Origin of the sequence: Arcobacter arenosus, assembly GCF_005771535.1 — a bacterium.
GTDB lineage: Bacteria > Campylobacterota > Campylobacteria > Campylobacterales > Arcobacteraceae > Halarcobacter > Halarcobacter arenosus.
The window spans coordinates 479364-496422 of sequence record NZ_VANU01000001.1 but is presented as its reverse complement, the minus strand read 5'-3'; the positions used below and the strand labels follow the sequence as shown (position 1 = coordinate 496422).

The following is a 17059-nucleotide window of genomic DNA, read 5'->3' as shown; positions in this document are numbered from 1 at the left end:
ACTGCTAATATTCGCCCCATGAAAAACTACCTAAGACTTATAATCAATGCCTTTATCTAATCTAAATGAAGACCAATTAAGTGCTGCAACATGTCAAAAAGGGTTTAACCTTATTATTGCTAGTGCTGGTACGGGAAAAACTTCTACAATTGTAGGAAGAATTGCGAATTTAATTAATAATGGCGTAAAACCAGAAGAGATATTACTTTTAACTTTTACAAATAAAGCAGCGGCTGAAATGGTTTCAAGGGTTGCTAAATTTTTTGGAAAAGATACAGCAAAAAAAATTATGGCTGGAACTTTTCACTCAGTATCTTATAAACTTTTAAAAGAGTTAAATATAAATATAACTCTAAAGCAACCAAGTGAATTAAAAACACTATTTAAATCTTTATATGAAAAAAGAGTTTTTTACGATAGAGATGATGAAGCTAATCCTTATGATGGTGGTTATTTATATGACCTTTATTCTTTATATTTAAACTCAAATGATGGTGAAGATTTAGGCTCATGGATAAAAAATAAAAATGAAGCCCATGAGATTTATACTCCAATTTATGAAGATGTTGTTTTAGAATTTAATGAACTAAAAGTGAAATATGGTTATGCAAATTTTGATGATTTATTAACTATTATGCTAGATACTCTAAAGGAAAAAGAGTTTCCTTTTAAAGAGATTCTTGTTGATGAATACCAAGATACAAATCCTTTACAAGGAAGACTGTTAGACGCATTTAAACCAAAATCATTGTTTTGTGTTGGAGACTATGACCAAAGTATTTACGCTTTTAATGGTTCAGATATTGGAATTATTTCAACTTTTTCAACTAGATATAACAATGCAAATGTTTTTACATTAAGAAAAAACTATCGTTCATCTAGACCTATTTTGGATTTAGCTACAAAAGTTATTGAACATAATGAAAGAATTTATGAAAAGCATCTACAAGTTATGAGAAATGATGTATCTATTCCACCAAAACTCTTAGCTTTTAATGAACTTTTTGCCCAATATCATCATATATCAGATTTGATTTCAAAAAGTTCAACCCCACATAATGAAATAGCAATTATTTTTAGAAATAATTCGAGTGCAGACGGGATAGAAGCAAATTTAAGGGAGTATGGAATCCCTGCTAAAAGAAAAGGTGGTATGTCTTTTTTTGATTCTGTAGAGGTTAAATTTGTTTTAGATTTACTTGTTATGCAATTAAGTCATAATGATATGATGGCTTTTATTCATATTTTAGAACATGGAAAAGGTATTGGAAAAGCAATTGCAAAAGATATTTTTGATGCTTTAATTAAATTAGGTCATGGGGATATCTTTAAAGGTTTATTTCATCCAGATGCTTCGATTTTAAATCCATATGAATCAAATAGAGTAAAAAATATTCAGCTGGGACTTTTTGACGACTTTGTTGAGTTAGGTTCAGTTTCTAAATTCAAAGATTGTGGTTTTGAAGAGGCATTTTTAGGAAATCCAATATTGAAGCATCCAAAATTAAATATTGATGGAGCAAAATATATTTATGATTTTTATCTATTAGTAAAACAAATTAGAAGGACTAAAAATCCAGATTCTTTAATTGCTTCTATTACAGGTTCTATGCTTTATTCAAGACTTAAAGATTTCCTTTCTACAAAAAGGGCAACCCAAAAAGATGGAACAGTAAATGCTGTACAAAAGGCAAAAGCTTTAGCAAAATTAAATAGAAAAGTGATGTTACTAAAACAACTTGCAAGAAATTTTCATGACTTATCTAAATTTGTAAACTCTATGATTTTAGGTGGTGGAGAGATGAGTGAAGGGGAGGGTGTAAATCTTCTTTCCGTTCACGCAAGTAAAGGTTTAGAGTTTAAAGAGGTTTTTGTAATTGATTTAATGGATGGAAGGTTCCCAAATAGAAAACTTATGAGTAAAGGTGGAAGTTTAGAAGAGGAAAGAAGACTTTTTTATGTTGCTGTAACAAGAGCAAAAGATGTACTTTATTTAAGTTATGCAAAATTTGACAAAATTAAAAAAATGGATTTTATTCACTCTCCATTTTTAAAAGAAGCAGGATTAATAAAAAAGGAATCTGAGGAAATTTAGAAATTAAACAAAATTGAGACAGTGTTGAGACACTTTTGTGTTACTATAATAAATCTCACATTAGGAATTTATATGCAAAAGATAGAAGTCTCAAAGTTAAGTAAAATTATCGCTAGAAATGGTAAAGAAGATTTAAGAGAAATCAATCTTGCAATTAAAGAAATAAATGAGATTCTTGAATTAGAAGAAGTAAGAAAAACCCAAATAAAAAATAAATTAAAAGAGGTTTCTATTCCAACTTCTATTGCTAAATTAGAAAATCACTTAAGAGAGATAAAAAACAATCTAGAGTGTTTAAACCTTTTTTCTAAAATATTAAATTCCAAAAAAATCATTGCCTTAAATGAATTAAAAAATGAGCTTGATATTTCAGAAAAAATAGATTTCTCAAAAGCAACACCATTAGCTAGATTTTTTTAAATCTACTCGCCTTAACTTATATAAATCAACTTTTAGATATAATCGCACATTTTAAAGATATAACAATCAACATAATAGGAATATAAATGAGTAATAAATACGAACCATCAAAAGTAGAAGATAATTATTACAAAATCTGGGAAGATAGAGGTTACTTTGAAGTAGATGGAAATAAAAATATTCAGGAAGTTGGTAAGAACTTCTCAATTATGATGCCACCACCAAATGTAACTGGAAGCTTACATATTGGACATGCCTTAACATTTACACTTCAAGATATTATTACTAGATTCAAAAGAATGGATGGGTTTAAAACTTTATGGCAACCTGGAACTGACCACGCTGGTATTGCAACACAAAATGTTGTTGAAAAACAATTATTAGCAGAAGGTACTACTAAAGAAGAGATAGGTAGAGAAAAGTTTTTAGAAAGAGCTTGGTTACAAAAAGAGACTAGTGGTGGAAATATTGTTCACCAAATGAGAAAATTAGGTGTTACTCCAGCTTGGAAAAGAGAAAGATTTACAATGGACGAAGGTCTTAAAGAAGCAGTGAAAGAAGCTTTCGTTTCATTATACAATGATGGATTTATTACACAAAACAATTATATGGTTAACTGGTGTACACACGATGGTGCTTTATCAGATATTGAAGTTGAACACGAAGAGGTAAATGGTAAATTTTATCACATGAATTATCACTTTGCTGATGGAAGTGGACATGTAACAGTAGCTACAACTAGACCTGAAACTTATTTTGGGGATACCGCTATTATGGTTCACCCTGATGATGAAAGATATACTAATATCATTGGAAAAGAAGTTATTCTTCCTTTAACTGATAGAAAAATTAAAGTTATTACTGATTCTCACGTTGATATGGAATTTGGAACAGGTGTTGTAAAAGTTACTCCTGCTCACGACCAAAATGACTACGAAGTTGGGAAAAGACACAATTTAGAGTTTATAACTTGTTTTGATGATAAGGGTATTCTAAATGAATATTGTGGAGAGTTTGCAGGACTTGAAAGACTAGAAGCTAGAGAACCAATTGTAAAAAAACTTCAAGATGAAGGTTTTATTGTAAAAATTGATGAACATGTTCACCAAGTAGGGCATTGTTATAGATGTAAAAATATTGTTGAGCCTTTTATCTCTCAACAATGGTTTTTATCTGAAAAAGTAGCACAATCTTCAATTGCAAAAACTAAAGCACATAATAACTTCCACCCAGCACATTGGATAAATTCATATACTGCGTGGATGGATGAATTAAGACCTTGGTGTATCTCAAGACAATTATGGTGGGGGCATAGAATTCCTGTATTTACTTGTGATTCTTGTAATCACCAATGGGCAGACCAAGCTGATGAACCAGAAGCTTGCCCAAAATGTGGAAATAAACACTATACTCAAGACCCAGATGTATTAGATACATGGTTCTCTTCTGCACTATGGGCAATGTCTCCATTAGGTTGGGGAAATAATGGAAAATTACCAGAGTTATATGATTTTGAACAAGATATGAAAGATTTCTATCCAAACTCACTATTAATTACTGGTTTTGATATTATGTTCTTTTGGGTAGCTAGAATGATGATGATGGGTGATCATTTCCAAGGTGAATTACCATTTAAAGATATTTATATGCATGCCTTAGTTAGAGATGAACATGGTGCAAAAATGTCTAAATCAAAAGGAAATGTAATTGATCCACTTGATATGGTTGAAGAGCATTCTGCTGATATTATTAGATTTACACTTGCTTATTTAGCAGTTCAAGGAAGAGACATCAAACTTGGAGCTAAAAACTTAGAGCAATTTAGAAACTTTACAAATAAACTTTATAATGCATCTAATTTCTTAACGTTAAATGTAGATACATTCCCTGATTTAAAAGATATTGAGATTAAAACTCCTCTTGGTATTTATATGCAAAGCAGATTATCAGATGCAGTTGATGAGGTTAGAGATACTTTAGAGAACTTCAAATTTAATGAAGCTGCTTCAACACTTTATAGATTTGTGTGGACAGAGTTTTGTGACTGGGGCATTGAGTACTCAAAAGCATCTAAAGAATCTATTGTAGAACTAGGTGCAATTTTTAAAGAAACACTTAAAATGGTATCTCCATTTATGCCATTTATTTCTGATTACTTATATCACAAATTAAGTGGAACATCTTTAGAAGAGGGTGCTGATTCTTTAATGGTTACTAACTTCCCTTCAAATGTGAAAAAAGATGAAAAAATTGAAGAGATGTTTGCAATTATTGAAGAAGCAATTACAGCATTAAGAAGAGCAAAAGTAATCATTGATATGGGTAATAGTAAAATCTCTAAAGCATATATCAAATTAGACAAACAAATTGATACTGATGTAGCTAAGCCATTTATTGAAAAACTTGCAAAAGTTGAAGATATTGAGTTTGTAGATGCAAAAGTTGAAAATAGTATTACAGACGTATCTGATAACTTAGAGGTTTACTTACCAACAGGTGAAATTGATATGACTCCAATTATCTCAAAACTAGAAAAACAAAAAGAGAAAGTTGAGAAAGAAGTAAATAAATTAAATGGTATGTTGTCTAATGAAAGATTTGTTGCAAATGCACCTGAGGCAGTTGTAGCTGAAAACAAACAAGCATTAGAAGATGCTAGAAATAAATTAGAAAAAATCGAAAACGAATTAAAAGCACTTGGTGTATAAAGGATTTAAAATGGCAGTGAAAAATATATTAATAATTTTTATAACTTCACTGCTATTTACAGCTTGTGTTCCAAAGCAAGATGATGTAAAAGAGGTTTTCCAAACAAATTCTGCAACTATCATAAAAAAAGATTACAAAGATATTCAAAAACACCTAATCTCATTAAAAAAGAAACTAGATTTAAGAAATCCAAAAGACTTTAGTAAAAAGTATGAAAAAAGAATTTATACTTTATTAAATGAGATGGATGGAAGTTTTGTATTAAAATATAGAAATCAGGTTTTAACAAAATACAAAGACTATTTGCAAATTGCCTTTAGTAAAGATGAGGTTGTAAATAGAAATGATTATTTGATTTTGGGTATTTATTATCTTATTCATGATACTTATAATTTAAATGATTCCCATAAACTTGGGGCTTTTGAATATGATGAAGAGAAACTTAAAAAAATGCATGCAAACCTTCAGATTCTTAGATGGAAGATTAAGCATGATAAAGATTTAAATGGAAACTATTTATTTTTAACTTGGCAAAATAACTGGCAAGTTGAACTTCAAAAAATCTTTAAAGAAGAAGAGATTATTGACTATTCTAAAATTAAAGATTTAAAATTTATAAAAGAAAACAAAGAAACAATTTTTAGTTCATCAAATTTTTCATTTGAGGTTTTATTAACTCAAATGATTGATGATGTTGAAAACTCTTTGCAAGCTTTAGGTGAAGAGCCTAAAGAACTTACAGTAAAAACTTTATTTTTATTCTTATAAAAAAAGAAAAGTAACTAAACTTACTTTTCTTTTTTTAGTTTATGTGAAATTGAATATATAACTGGTAGATAGATTAGATTTAGTATTGTTCCCCATAAAAGTCCAAACCCAAGTCCAATTGCAATTGGTTGGAATATAACCGCTTGACCTGTTGGGAAAAAGATTAGTGAACTCATACCAATAAGTGTTGTAATTGTTGTAAGTACAATTGGTCTAAATCTTTTTGTTGCCCTAATAAATACATCATGTAGTGTTTTTGCTTTTTTTAGATATGTCATCATAATAATACCATCATTTATAACAACACCCGCAAGTCCTAACGCTCCAATCATAGATGGCATTGATAGATTAAGACCCATTATTTTATGACCTATTAAAACTCCAAGAAGTGAAAATGGAATAACACTCATTAAAATAAATGTTTCCCTAAAAGAATTAAATAAATACAACATTGAAAGCATAATAAGTGTTAAGGCAAGTGCTGTTGCTAACATCATATCATTTCTTAATGACTTTTGCTTTTCAGCTTCCCCTTTTAGAATGATTTTTACATCATTTTCTTTTATCTTGTCTAGTGTAGGTTGAATTTTTTCTAAAGCTTCACCTGCTGTTAAAATTTCTGGGTCAACATTAGCAAAGATATAGAAGTTTTTCTCCCCATTGTCTTTTATAAGTTGCTCAAAACCTCTAATAATATTAAAATCAACAACTTGATTTAATGAAATAAATGTTCCATCACTAAGAGGTACACTTAAGTTTTTAAAGTTTTCAAAATCATCTTTATTGATACTTTCTATTTTTATATCAAGCATATTTGTTGCATCAAAGGTTGTTCCCTTTTTCTTTGAAAGATACATATTTGATAGATATGAACCAATAAAGGCTTCATCAAGACCTAGCTGTTCTCCATAGGCGTTTACTTTTAACTTAATCTCATCAACACCAAACTTTAAAGAGTTTGATACTGTTTTAATCCCTTTCATGTTTGAAAGCTCTTTTTGAAGCATCTCAATACCATTTATGATTTTTTCATTATCATTAGAAACAAGACCTATTTTAAGGTCTGATTTAACTGGACCAACTCTTCTTTCTAATACGATTATCTCTTCTAAGTTATATTTTTCTTTATAGTTTTTTTTCTCAATAAAGTTTTTTAATTTTTTTGCAATTTGCCTTGATTTTTCTGTTCTAGTTCTTCCCTCATCATCATAATAAAATGATAAATAAGGTGTTACATATTTATCCAAGAAGTTTGCTTCTTTTAGCTTTTGAAGTTCTACTGTCATATACATAACATATGGATACCTTTCAGTATTTCCTCCATTGTCTCGTCTAAATCCAGCTACAGAATCTATACTTCTTACAAAAAACTTATCACCTTTTTCCATAATATCAGATTCAATAGCTTGAACAATTTTAAAGGCATCTTCTAGTTTTGTATTTTCATTTGCTTTAATTGAAATTTTTACATCAGTTCCATCAAATTTTGGGAACATCTGAAATTTCGAAGTTTTCATAGCAAAAAAAGTTGCAACAGGAACGGCAATAATAAAGATGATTAAAAAGCTTTTTTTCCAATCCATAAAAAAGTGTAAAATTGAATTATAGATTTTATTTGCTTTTTCCCAGGAAGTTACTTTTGCACCATTTTTAAGTGTATGAACTGCATGAATTGGTAAGAATACAAATGATTCTATCAATGAAGCAACAACAAGTGCAGATAAAGCAATAGGAATTAACTTCATAACCTCACCCATAGTCCCACTAATCATTAAAATTGGTAAAAATGAAAATAGGGTTGTAATTGAAGCAATAGTAACAGGTTTAAACATCTCTTTAGCACCCATAATAGCAGCTTCTTTTGGAGCGTAACCCTCTTCAATATGTTGTTGAATATTTTCACTTACAACAATGGCATCATCTACAACAATACCAATTGCAATTAATACTCCAACTAGTGAAATCATATTTATAGTATAGCCACTTAGATACATGTATACTGCCGCAATTACAAAAGAAGTTGGTATACCAATTGCTATAATAAATGACATTCTAAAGTTAATTAAAATCATTACTAAAATAGTAATAAGAATAATTCCAAGCATGATATTTGATACAACAATATTAAGTCTATCAAGAATCCTTTCTGAGTTGTCATCAGCAATTGAGATTTTGATATCTGGATTCTTTTTATTCATTTCAGGAAGAATTTTTTTAATATTTTGTACTATCTTAATAGCATCAGCACTATTACTTTGTTCAATTGCTAAAGATAGTGCATTTTGTCCATTAAATGAATACATTGTTGAAGAATCTTCATATTTTTTTGAAATAAAAGCAATATCTCTTAAATATAGATTTTGATTGTTTATTCTAATTTGAGTATTAGCAAAATCTTGGGCAGTTTTAGCTCCATTGAATGTAGAGATATAGTAGTGTTTACTTCCCCCTTCAATTTTACCAACAGGAAATATATAAGATAGTGTTGAGATTGCAGAAAAAACACTATTCTTATTTAGATTTAAAGCCTCAATTTTTCTATCATCTAATAAAACTTCAAAATATTTATCTGAATCTCCATAAATAGTAATATCATTAATTCCACCAAGGCCAAGAAGTTTACTTTTTAGATTGTCAGCGAAAGGTTTTAATTCATCTGTTGTATATTTTTCTGATGTTAAAGTTATATCAATAAGTGATCTTGAACGCTCTAAAACATTAACTGTTGGCTCATCCATGTCTGATGGTAAGTTTGATTTAACATTTGCAATTGCATCTTTGATTTTATCTGCTTCATTAAATCTATTTTTACCTTTTTTTAATTCTAATACAATAGAAAAACTTCCTGGGCTAATTACTGTAGTCATTACATCAACACTATCTATGTTTTTTAGATTATCTTCTATTTCAGCTACAGCCATTTTATCTAAAATATCAACTGATGCCCCTGTATATGAACCTCTTACTGAAATCATGTCCATATCAAAACTTGGAAAAATCTCTTTTGGTGTATTATTATATGACCAAATTCCAATTGCAAAAACTAACACAAAAAGTGTATAATTCATTCTTGAATTTTCAACAAAAAACTTTATAAATTTTTCAAACATATATGTCCTTAATAAAAAAAGAATTATATTATACCTTCATTAATGAAAGTTTAATCCTGCTAATTTTAAAAAATTTGATATAATAAATAATTAAATAGGATGCTAAATGGAAAACTTAAAAGAATTAAAAGAGATTTGCAAAGATTTTAAGGTTATGTATGTGGAAGATGATGAATCAATCGCTTCTACATTAATTAATTATTTATCAAAATTTTTTAAAGAAGTTATATATTTAACAAATGGAAATGATGCTTTAGATACTTATAAAGATGACAAAGAGTTTGATATTATAATTAGTGATATAAAAATGCCTGGTATTGATGGTTTAGAGTTAACTGATGAGATTAAAAAAATAAATCCAAATCAAAATATTATAATTGTTTCTGCTTATTCAGAGATGGATAATTTCTTAAAATCAATAAAACTTGGTGTAGATGGTTTTATTACCAAACCTATAGATTATGTAAACTTAAATAAAACACTTTTTAAAACAGCAGAAAAAATAAAAGCATTTAAAGATAATAAGATTTTTGAAGAAAGATTAAAAGTAGAAAATAATAAATTAAAGCAGTTTTCTGAAGTTTTTGATAAAGTTGCTATTGTTTCTAAAACAAATACAAATAAAGAGATTATTTATGTAAATGATTTTTTCTGTGAGATTTCTGGATATTCAAAAGAGGAGCTTTTAGGGAAAGAACATGAAGTTGTAAGACATCCTGATATGCCAAAATCTGTTTTTACTAAAATGTGGGAAGAACTAGAAGTGGGTAACACTTGGGAAGGGACAATTAAAAATAAAGCAAAAGATGGGAGTCCTTATTTTTTACATTATGTAGTTATTCCTTTAAAAGATGTTGATGGAAAAATTTATGAATATATTGGAATAGGTTTTTTAACAACCCATGAGGAACTTGAAAAAAGAGAATTTAAGAAAAAAGTTATGACTAATTATCTTGAATTTAAAAAAACAAATATAAATGCAATTGAAAGAATTTCATCTTTAGAAAAAGAATTGGAAAGTGTAAAATCAAAGAATGAATCTTTAGTTCTTTCAACTTCAAATGCTGAGAAAAGATTAAAAAAAGCAAGTAGTGAAGTAGACTTTTTAGAAAAAAAATTAAAAGAAAGAGATGGCCATTATAAGAAGATTCTTGAGATGCAAAAATCTAATTTAGTAAATATTACAAATGCTCATCAAAAGGCACTTGCATTAAATGAAAAGTATGAAAATGAGATTAGAAAAATTAATGAAATTATTGAAGTTAAAACACAAGAGATACTAAATTTAAATGGAAAGTTGAATGAACAATCTAATGTGGTTCATGATTTAAGAGATACTATAAAAAATATCAATTCATAAAATTAGATTCTTTTTTATAGTTATAATAAATTGTGCACCATCTTTCTCATTTGTAACTACTATTGTTCCTTTTAGGTTTTTTTCAATAATCATTTTTGACATATATAAACCAAGCCCTGTACCATTCATCTCTTTTTTTGTTGTGAAATAGGCTTTAAAAATTTTATCAAGGTTTTCCTCTTTTATTCCACCTGCATTATCTTGTACAACTATTTGAATATTTTCATCTTCTTCTTTAAAAAAGAGTTTTATTATTTTGTCATTGTTTTTGTTTTCAATAAGAGCTTCTTTTGCATTTTTGACAAGATTAAGTAAAACTTGTAAAAGTTCTCTTTTGTGAGTTTTCATACTTAGATTTTGTTCATATTCCACTTTATAAGTTATGTTATTGTTTTTAATTGAAGCTAATAAAATAGTATCTAATTCATTAATTAAATCACTAACTTTAAACTCTTCAACCTCTTTATCTTCTTTAAAAAAGTTTCTAAAATCATCTATTGTTTTTGACAAAAATTGAGTTTGTTCTCCAATATTATGTGCAATATCTTTGATGACATTTTCATCAAATTCATTTAATTCAATATCTGCAATAATATTATTGGCATCCATAGATATTGTAGTAATTGGTTGTCTCCATTGGTGTGCAATCATACTAATCATTTCACCCATTGCAGCATTTCTTGATTGGGCTAACATCATCTCTTCTTTTTCTTTTAGCTTCTTTTCTAAATAAACCTCTTTTGTAATCTCTCTCATAATCCCTAAAAAGTTTACAATATCACCCTTACTATTTATAATTGGAAGAACAGTAGCTGTAACCCAAAAATCTTTATTATCTTTTGTTTTGTTTTTGAATATCCCACCCCAAGTTTTTTTGTTTTTGATTCTATTCCACATATTTTTTATTTTAAGTTCGGTTTCTTTACTAAAATCACCTCTAAATATGCTTGGTTTTAGTCCTAATAATTCCTCTTTTGTATAAGCACTTAATTGGCAAATATATGGATTTACATAAATCATCTTCCCTTCAGTATCTGTTGTAATAATCGAAACAGGAGCACTTTCAATTATAAATTTAAATTCTAAAAGTTCTTTTTTTGTATTTTTTAAATCTATCTCTAGATTTTTTAATTCTGTAATATCAGAGTGAAAACCAACCATTCTAATTGCTTTTCCCTCTTTATTAAAATAGGTTTTTCCTCTATCTAGTATCCATACATAATGACCATCTTTATGTTTCATTCTATGGATATTTTTATAATAAGTAGTTTTTTTCTCATGATTGTTTTTTATATCTTTTATAGCCTCATCAATATCATCAGGGTGAACTCTTTTTGACCATTCATCAAGTTCATTTGCTAACTCATCATCTTCAAAGCCTAGCATCTTTTTCCAGTTTTTGGAGAAAAAAACTTTGCTATTTACTAAATCCCAATCCCATAAACCATCTCTACTCCCCTCTAAAGCTCTGTCATATCTTAAAAGAAGTTTCTCTTTATCTTTTTCAAGTTCTTTAATCTCTTTTAGGTTTTTATTTATCTCTAAATTATTACCACTTAATTTTTCAAATATTTTTATAAAAATTAATATCAGCATAATTGCTAAAAAAATAAAAAGAGCAATTAATGTATTACTTTTTTCTTCTATTTTATTAAATATTTCATAATACTCTTTTGTAGGAATAGAGATTCTTATTCCACCTCTTATATCACCTATTTTATAACCTTGGTGTTCATGGCATTGTAGGCATGATTTTGTTACTTTTAAAGAGCCCATAAAATCAAATTTTGTGAAATCTTTTTCTAGTTTTGAATAAAAAGATTCCGTTTTATTTTTTTCAAAATAATTTAGTGCTTCTTTTTCAAAATCATCGGGAGCATTTATTGGATTTATTGGGTTTAAACTTGTTAATTTAAAGTAGTTTTGATGGTCTTTATTTGATATTTCTGAAATCTGTCTTGTCATCCATGCAGGATTTATTTTTACAAGTATCTGTCCATCTTTTGTCTCAAGGGTATTGTCTTTTAAATATTTATTTGGTTTTATAGATTCATTTTGTTTTACATAAACTCCACCATGGGAAGCATTCCATTTTCTTGTATCTATTATGCTATTGTAGTTTGAAATTGCCTCATTAATAATCATTTTTTTTAAAAAGGTTTCATTATTTTTAGTATTATCAACTATTGTATAGATTACAAATATTGAAAATAACATTAACATAAAAATTAAAATATTACGAATTTTTTCTATTTTCATCATGAAACTTCTTTTTAATAAATTTGTAAATAGAAGAAGTGATTCCTTCTATTTACTTGCTGCAAAAAGTTTAACTTTTTTTAATATCTCTAAATCTTTTTTATCTTTTACATTTTCAGCAAAAATTTTAATATTTAGTAGGTCTGCTAAGTCGCAAATAGAATCTAAGAAATCTTGCTTAGACCTTTCTTTTTCTATATCGCTTGTATAATCTCTAGCAAGTCTTATATAATCAACATTGAACTCTTTTAAATTTTCTGTAGGAATAAATTTACTTTCAAATCTTTTAATAATAACCCGAGCTCCACAACTATGCATTGAATCACAGAAATTTTTGAATATATCCATATCTTTTGCAACAGAATAAGCTGTTAATGAAAACACAAGTTTAGATGCAATCTCTTTGTTTCTTGAGATTCTATTTTGAAGCCATTTTATAAAATCTTTTTTCCCAATTGAATCAATTGATAAATTTATACAAATCTTGTGGTTTATATTATTTAAAATTACATAAGTAATAACTTTTTCAATAACTGCTTTATCAAAACTTTCAATCATCTCATATTTTTCTGCAATTGAGACAAAAGTACCAATTGGTATTTGATTGTTCTCTTGATCTTTTGCTTTTGTAAAGGCTTCTTGCATAACAATCTCATTTGTTTCACCTTCAATTTTATAAGCATCGTTGATAAATTCAATGTCAAAATCATTATCTGTGATTATTTGTTTAATTAATTCTCTCCATAGATTCATATCCCTTGAATGTACATTTTTTGAACCAATAAAGAACTCATTTGGACCAATTAGTTTCGCTTTTTCATAGGCTTCATTTGCACCTTGTAAAAGTTCATTAATAGAAGCTAACTCATTAAATGGTGTTGCCCCAATGTGAGCAAGTTCTGTTAATTTTAATTCCTCCCCTAAGGTTTCAAAGGCAAGTTTTAATCTTGCACAAATATCTAAAGCACAATTTTTATCACAAGTTTTAGCTAAAAGTGCAAATTCAGAACCAAATACTCTATAGGCATTTATATCTAAGCTATTATCAGATTTAAGATTTTTTAATATATTTGAAAAACTAATTAAATATGAATCAACTTCATCTTTTGTGTGGGTTTTCGCATAGGCTGCAAGATTGTCAATTTTTATATTAAAGATAAAACCATCCTCTTTTTTTATAAACATTTGTTTTATATCAGTTTCTAATGTTTGTTTTAAATCTAATCCTGTTAATTCATCTTCAGATAATTTTTTTGATAAAACATTTATATTGTTAGTAAGTTTGTTAATCATTGATTCAATTTTTCTTGACATATCATTCATTGCAATAGAAACATTTTTAATCTCAATTGTCCAAGGTAGAGGATCTATCACACCAAATTTTGCTTGAGCAATATTTTTAGCTAAAGCCTCAATCTTTTTAAGTGGTCTTAATAAAAATTGAACAAAAACTAAAAGAAAAATCATTGAAATTATAAAGGCAATAAAAGCATAAACAATTGAGTTTTTAGCTTGTTCATAAAGTTTTGCATAAGCTTCCCCTGGATTGGGACTTACATAAATTACTGCACTAGTATTCCAACCATCTGAGATTTCACTTGTTTTTTCTTCAAGACTAATTGGAATTAAATTTATAAACCAGCTAGGAACATATTCAAATTTAATATCTCTTTTCTCTTGGATTAAAACTTTTTTGATATTTAGTTTTGCCGTTGTGGTAATTGAATCATCAAACTTTTTTGCTTTGATATTGAAAATTATTTCTCCACCTTGTTTGTAAGCATTTGATGGAATATATCTATACTCTTGAGTTTTAACATCATCAACAAAACCTAAATCTTCACTTTCACCTTCAAGTTTTAAAAGTTGTTCATTTAAAGAACTATCATCACCAACTTTTTCAACACTACCAAATTTAGAATCAACACTTACAGACTCAATTTCCCAGTTAGAATCATCTAATTGTTTAGCTGCACCAATTAATTCACTTGATTTAATTGTAAAATTAGCATCTTCAAGTCTTATCTCTTTGTAAAAGCCACTATTTGAAATCACTTTAATTATAGACTCAATCTCTGGATCGTTTTTGTCTTTAATTAAAGGTCTTAAGCTCATCCCAATTGATGTAGCAGTATCTTGTGCCTTTGTTGCTGATTCTACCTCAAGGTATTCTTTCATATTTTTTACACTTATTAAAAAGTTTCCACTAAAAATAATGAAAAAGATAATAGCGATAATAAAATATAGTTGTTTAGATAATGACATGAATTTCCTTTTTTATATTCTACTTAACATAGATTTCCAATTTCTCAAATTATTTGAACCAACCCTAACAGAAGTTGTACCTCTGTTTTTTGCTTGCCATAGTCCTGTTGCATTAAAACTGTAAATAGGCCTTAAATCTGGTCTTTTTGTAGCTAGTTTTAGTTTTTTATTTACATTATCAAGGACAATAGGAGTAGCCTCTGGTTTATGATAATATGTTAATACCATATGGGCTTCTTCATATTTTGTTCTTGAACGTTTTAATTTTACATAAGTTATCCTAAGTTTGCTATCAGGAACTCCTAATTTTTTCAAACTATAATATTTTGCAATAGCATAATCTTCACAATCTCCAGCGCCTGTACCTAAAAATTCAAAAGGTGTTGCCCAGTAATCATTTTTTTTCCAATGGACAATATCTCTTTTATATCTTAATTTATTCCAAAAATCATTTACATCTTTTAATTTATGCAAGATATCTTTTGATTTAGCATTTTGGATTACACTATCCCAAATTTCAACTCTTTTTAGAGCTTTTTCTCCATATTTAGCTGTAATTTTAGATAATTGATCTTCTGTAATATTATAGGTTTTTTGTGCGGAAGTAGTTGTTAAGATAGAAGAGAAAAGAAAAAAAGATAAGAAAAATATTTTTTTCATATTCTCTCCTTGTAAGCTTATTTATTATTTTAAGGTATTTAAAATTGAATCTTCCTGAAGTTTTTCACTATCGTATTTTACAATAACAACATTTTCAGTTTTATTTATGTACCACTCATCAATTCCCTCAATTGTATCTAATTTAGAAGTATTTTCTTGATTTGTATTATTTAATGGTATATAAGAAAGTTTTTTCTTCTCTGGATTTGGCATAGTTAAGATTAAAACAATCCACAAAACACAAATTATTGCAATTACAATTACAAGTGATGCTAATGTAACTTTTTCAAAAAATAAACCACCTAAAAGCCCCCCTAAGAAAGTACCAAAATATCCAAATGAGTTAAATATACCTAGTACTAATCCCCTTTGGTGAACTTTTGCAAATTTAGAAGCAAGTGATTGCATAATTGGTTCATGCATATTAAATCCAATAAAGAAAATAACAACACCAACAACAAAAAATGTAGCAGATGAACTTAATCCAATAATTAAATATGAAACAGCAAAGAAAACAATACCAATCATAAGAATCTCTTTAAATTTACCTTTTTTCTCAGCTAAAATAGCAGCTGGTGCCATAGCTAAAAATCCAAATATCATAGATGGTAGGTAAACTTTCCAAAGTTCAGACATCTCCCATTGGAAGTTTTTGATTAAAACCATTGGAATAATCATAAATGCAAATGTCATCAAACCTTTTTGTAGAAAGTTTGTTATATTCATTTTCATTAGATTTGCATTTCCTAAAACCTCTGGGAGTTTTGATTTCCCATTATAAGAGTGTTCAATTTTTGGTGGATTTGGTACAGCTTTTAATAATACAACAATTGAACCAAGTGCAATTACCGCTGTAATATAAAATAGACTTTCAACACCAGCAAATGAACTTATTGTTGGTCCTAAAATCATAGAGGCAGCAAAACTTACTCCAATAGCCATACCCATAACAGCCATAGCTTTTGGTCTTTGCTCCTCTTTTACTAAATCACTAATCATAGCTGTAACTACTGCTCCAATAGCTCCAGCACCTTGTAAAAATCGTCCTAACATAAGAGTCAGAATATCAGTTGCAATGGCACAAAAAATAGAACCAATAGCAAAAAGTATAAGGCCTGTTATAATAGTACCTTTTCTCCCTAATTTATCACTCATTACTCCAAATGGAATTTGAAAAAGCATTTGAGTTAAGGCGTAACCACCAACAACAATTCCTACAAGTGTTGTTGTTGCACCATGAAGATTTATCGCATAAACTGAAAGAACAGGTAAAACTAAAAATAGACCGAAAAATCTTAGTGCAATAATTGAACTAAGAGGTAAAATAGATTTAATCATATATAATCCCAAGTATTTTAAAATAGAGCAGATTATATTTGATTTAAGTTAAAATTACCGTTAAAGGTTGAAAGT

At 28.0% G+C, this 17059-nt stretch carries 10 protein-coding genes; 5 read left to right on the top strand and 5 right to left on the bottom strand.

The window, feature by feature from the left end; translation table 11 throughout:
• Nucleotides 1-46: 46 nt before the first annotated feature.
• The 4 genes from FDK22_RS02465 to FDK22_RS02450 all read left to right on the top strand — a co-directional run bounded on the left by FDK22_RS02465 (nucleotide 47) and on the right by FDK22_RS02450 (nucleotide 5992).
• The gene (locus FDK22_RS02465) at nucleotides 47-2095 is read left to right on the top strand and encodes an ATP-dependent helicase (RefSeq protein WP_138151304.1); all 2049 of its coding nucleotides are present in this window, start codon (nucleotides 47-49) and stop codon (nucleotides 2093-2095) included.
• A gap of 72 nt (nucleotides 2096-2167) precedes the next feature.
• Nucleotides 2168-2515, top strand: coding sequence for a hypothetical protein (locus FDK22_RS02460; RefSeq protein WP_138151303.1), 348 nt, complete (start codon nucleotides 2168-2170; stop codon nucleotides 2513-2515).
• An 86-nt stretch (nucleotides 2516-2601) separates the two neighbouring features.
• Nucleotides 2602-5223, top strand: a complete 2622-nt coding sequence (locus FDK22_RS02455) for a valine--tRNA ligase (protein WP_138151302.1) — start codon at nucleotides 2602-2604, stop codon at nucleotides 5221-5223.
• Nucleotides 5224-5233: 10 nt separating this feature from the next.
• Entirely contained in the window at nucleotides 5234-5992 is a 759-nt protein-coding gene (locus FDK22_RS02450; protein ID WP_138151301.1) for a hypothetical protein, read from the top strand.
• A 20-nt stretch (nucleotides 5993-6012) separates the two neighbouring features.
• Here FDK22_RS02450 and FDK22_RS02445 read toward each other — a convergent pair whose 3' ends face one another.
• Nucleotides 6013-9102 carry an efflux RND transporter permease subunit gene (locus tag FDK22_RS02445; RefSeq protein WP_138151300.1) on the bottom strand — a complete coding sequence of 1030 codons (3090 nt, stop codon included), beginning with the start codon at nucleotides 9100-9102 and terminating at the stop codon, nucleotides 6013-6015.
• Nucleotides 9103-9208: 106 nt separating this feature from the next.
• Here FDK22_RS02445 and FDK22_RS02440 point away from each other — a divergent pair, with 106 nt between their 5' ends.
• Nucleotides 9209-10462, top strand: coding sequence for a response regulator (locus tag FDK22_RS02440; RefSeq protein ID WP_138151299.1), 1254 nt, complete (start codon nucleotides 9209-9211; stop codon nucleotides 10460-10462).
• On the opposite strand, the gene FDK22_RS02435 is transcribed toward FDK22_RS02440, so the two are convergent.
• The 4 genes from FDK22_RS02435 to FDK22_RS02420 are packed head-to-tail and all read right to left on the bottom strand — an operon-like array spanning nucleotide 10457 to nucleotide 16984.
• Nucleotides 10457-12724: a PAS domain S-box protein gene (locus FDK22_RS02435; RefSeq protein ID WP_138151298.1), complete on the bottom strand. Its 2268-nt coding sequence runs from the start codon at nucleotides 12722-12724 to the stop codon at nucleotides 10457-10459. The two genes, FDK22_RS02440 and FDK22_RS02435, sit on opposite strands and share 6 nt — an antisense overlap.
• 45 nt (nucleotides 12725-12769) lie before the next feature.
• Nucleotides 12770-14986, bottom strand: coding sequence for a bifunctional diguanylate cyclase/phosphodiesterase (locus tag FDK22_RS02430; RefSeq protein WP_138151297.1), 2217 nt, complete (start codon nucleotides 14984-14986; stop codon nucleotides 12770-12772).
• Nucleotides 14987-14998: 12 nt separating this feature from the next.
• On the bottom strand, nucleotides 14999-15646 hold the full coding sequence (locus FDK22_RS02425; protein WP_138151296.1) for a transglutaminase-like cysteine peptidase: 648 nt from the start codon (nucleotides 15644-15646) through the stop codon (nucleotides 14999-15001).
• Nucleotides 15647-15670: 24 nt separating this feature from the next.
• Nucleotides 15671-16984 (bottom strand): MFS transporter, encoded by a 1314-nt coding sequence (locus FDK22_RS02420; protein ID WP_138151295.1) that lies wholly within the window; start codon nucleotides 16982-16984, stop codon nucleotides 15671-15673.
• Nucleotides 16985-17059: the final 75 nt, after the last annotated feature.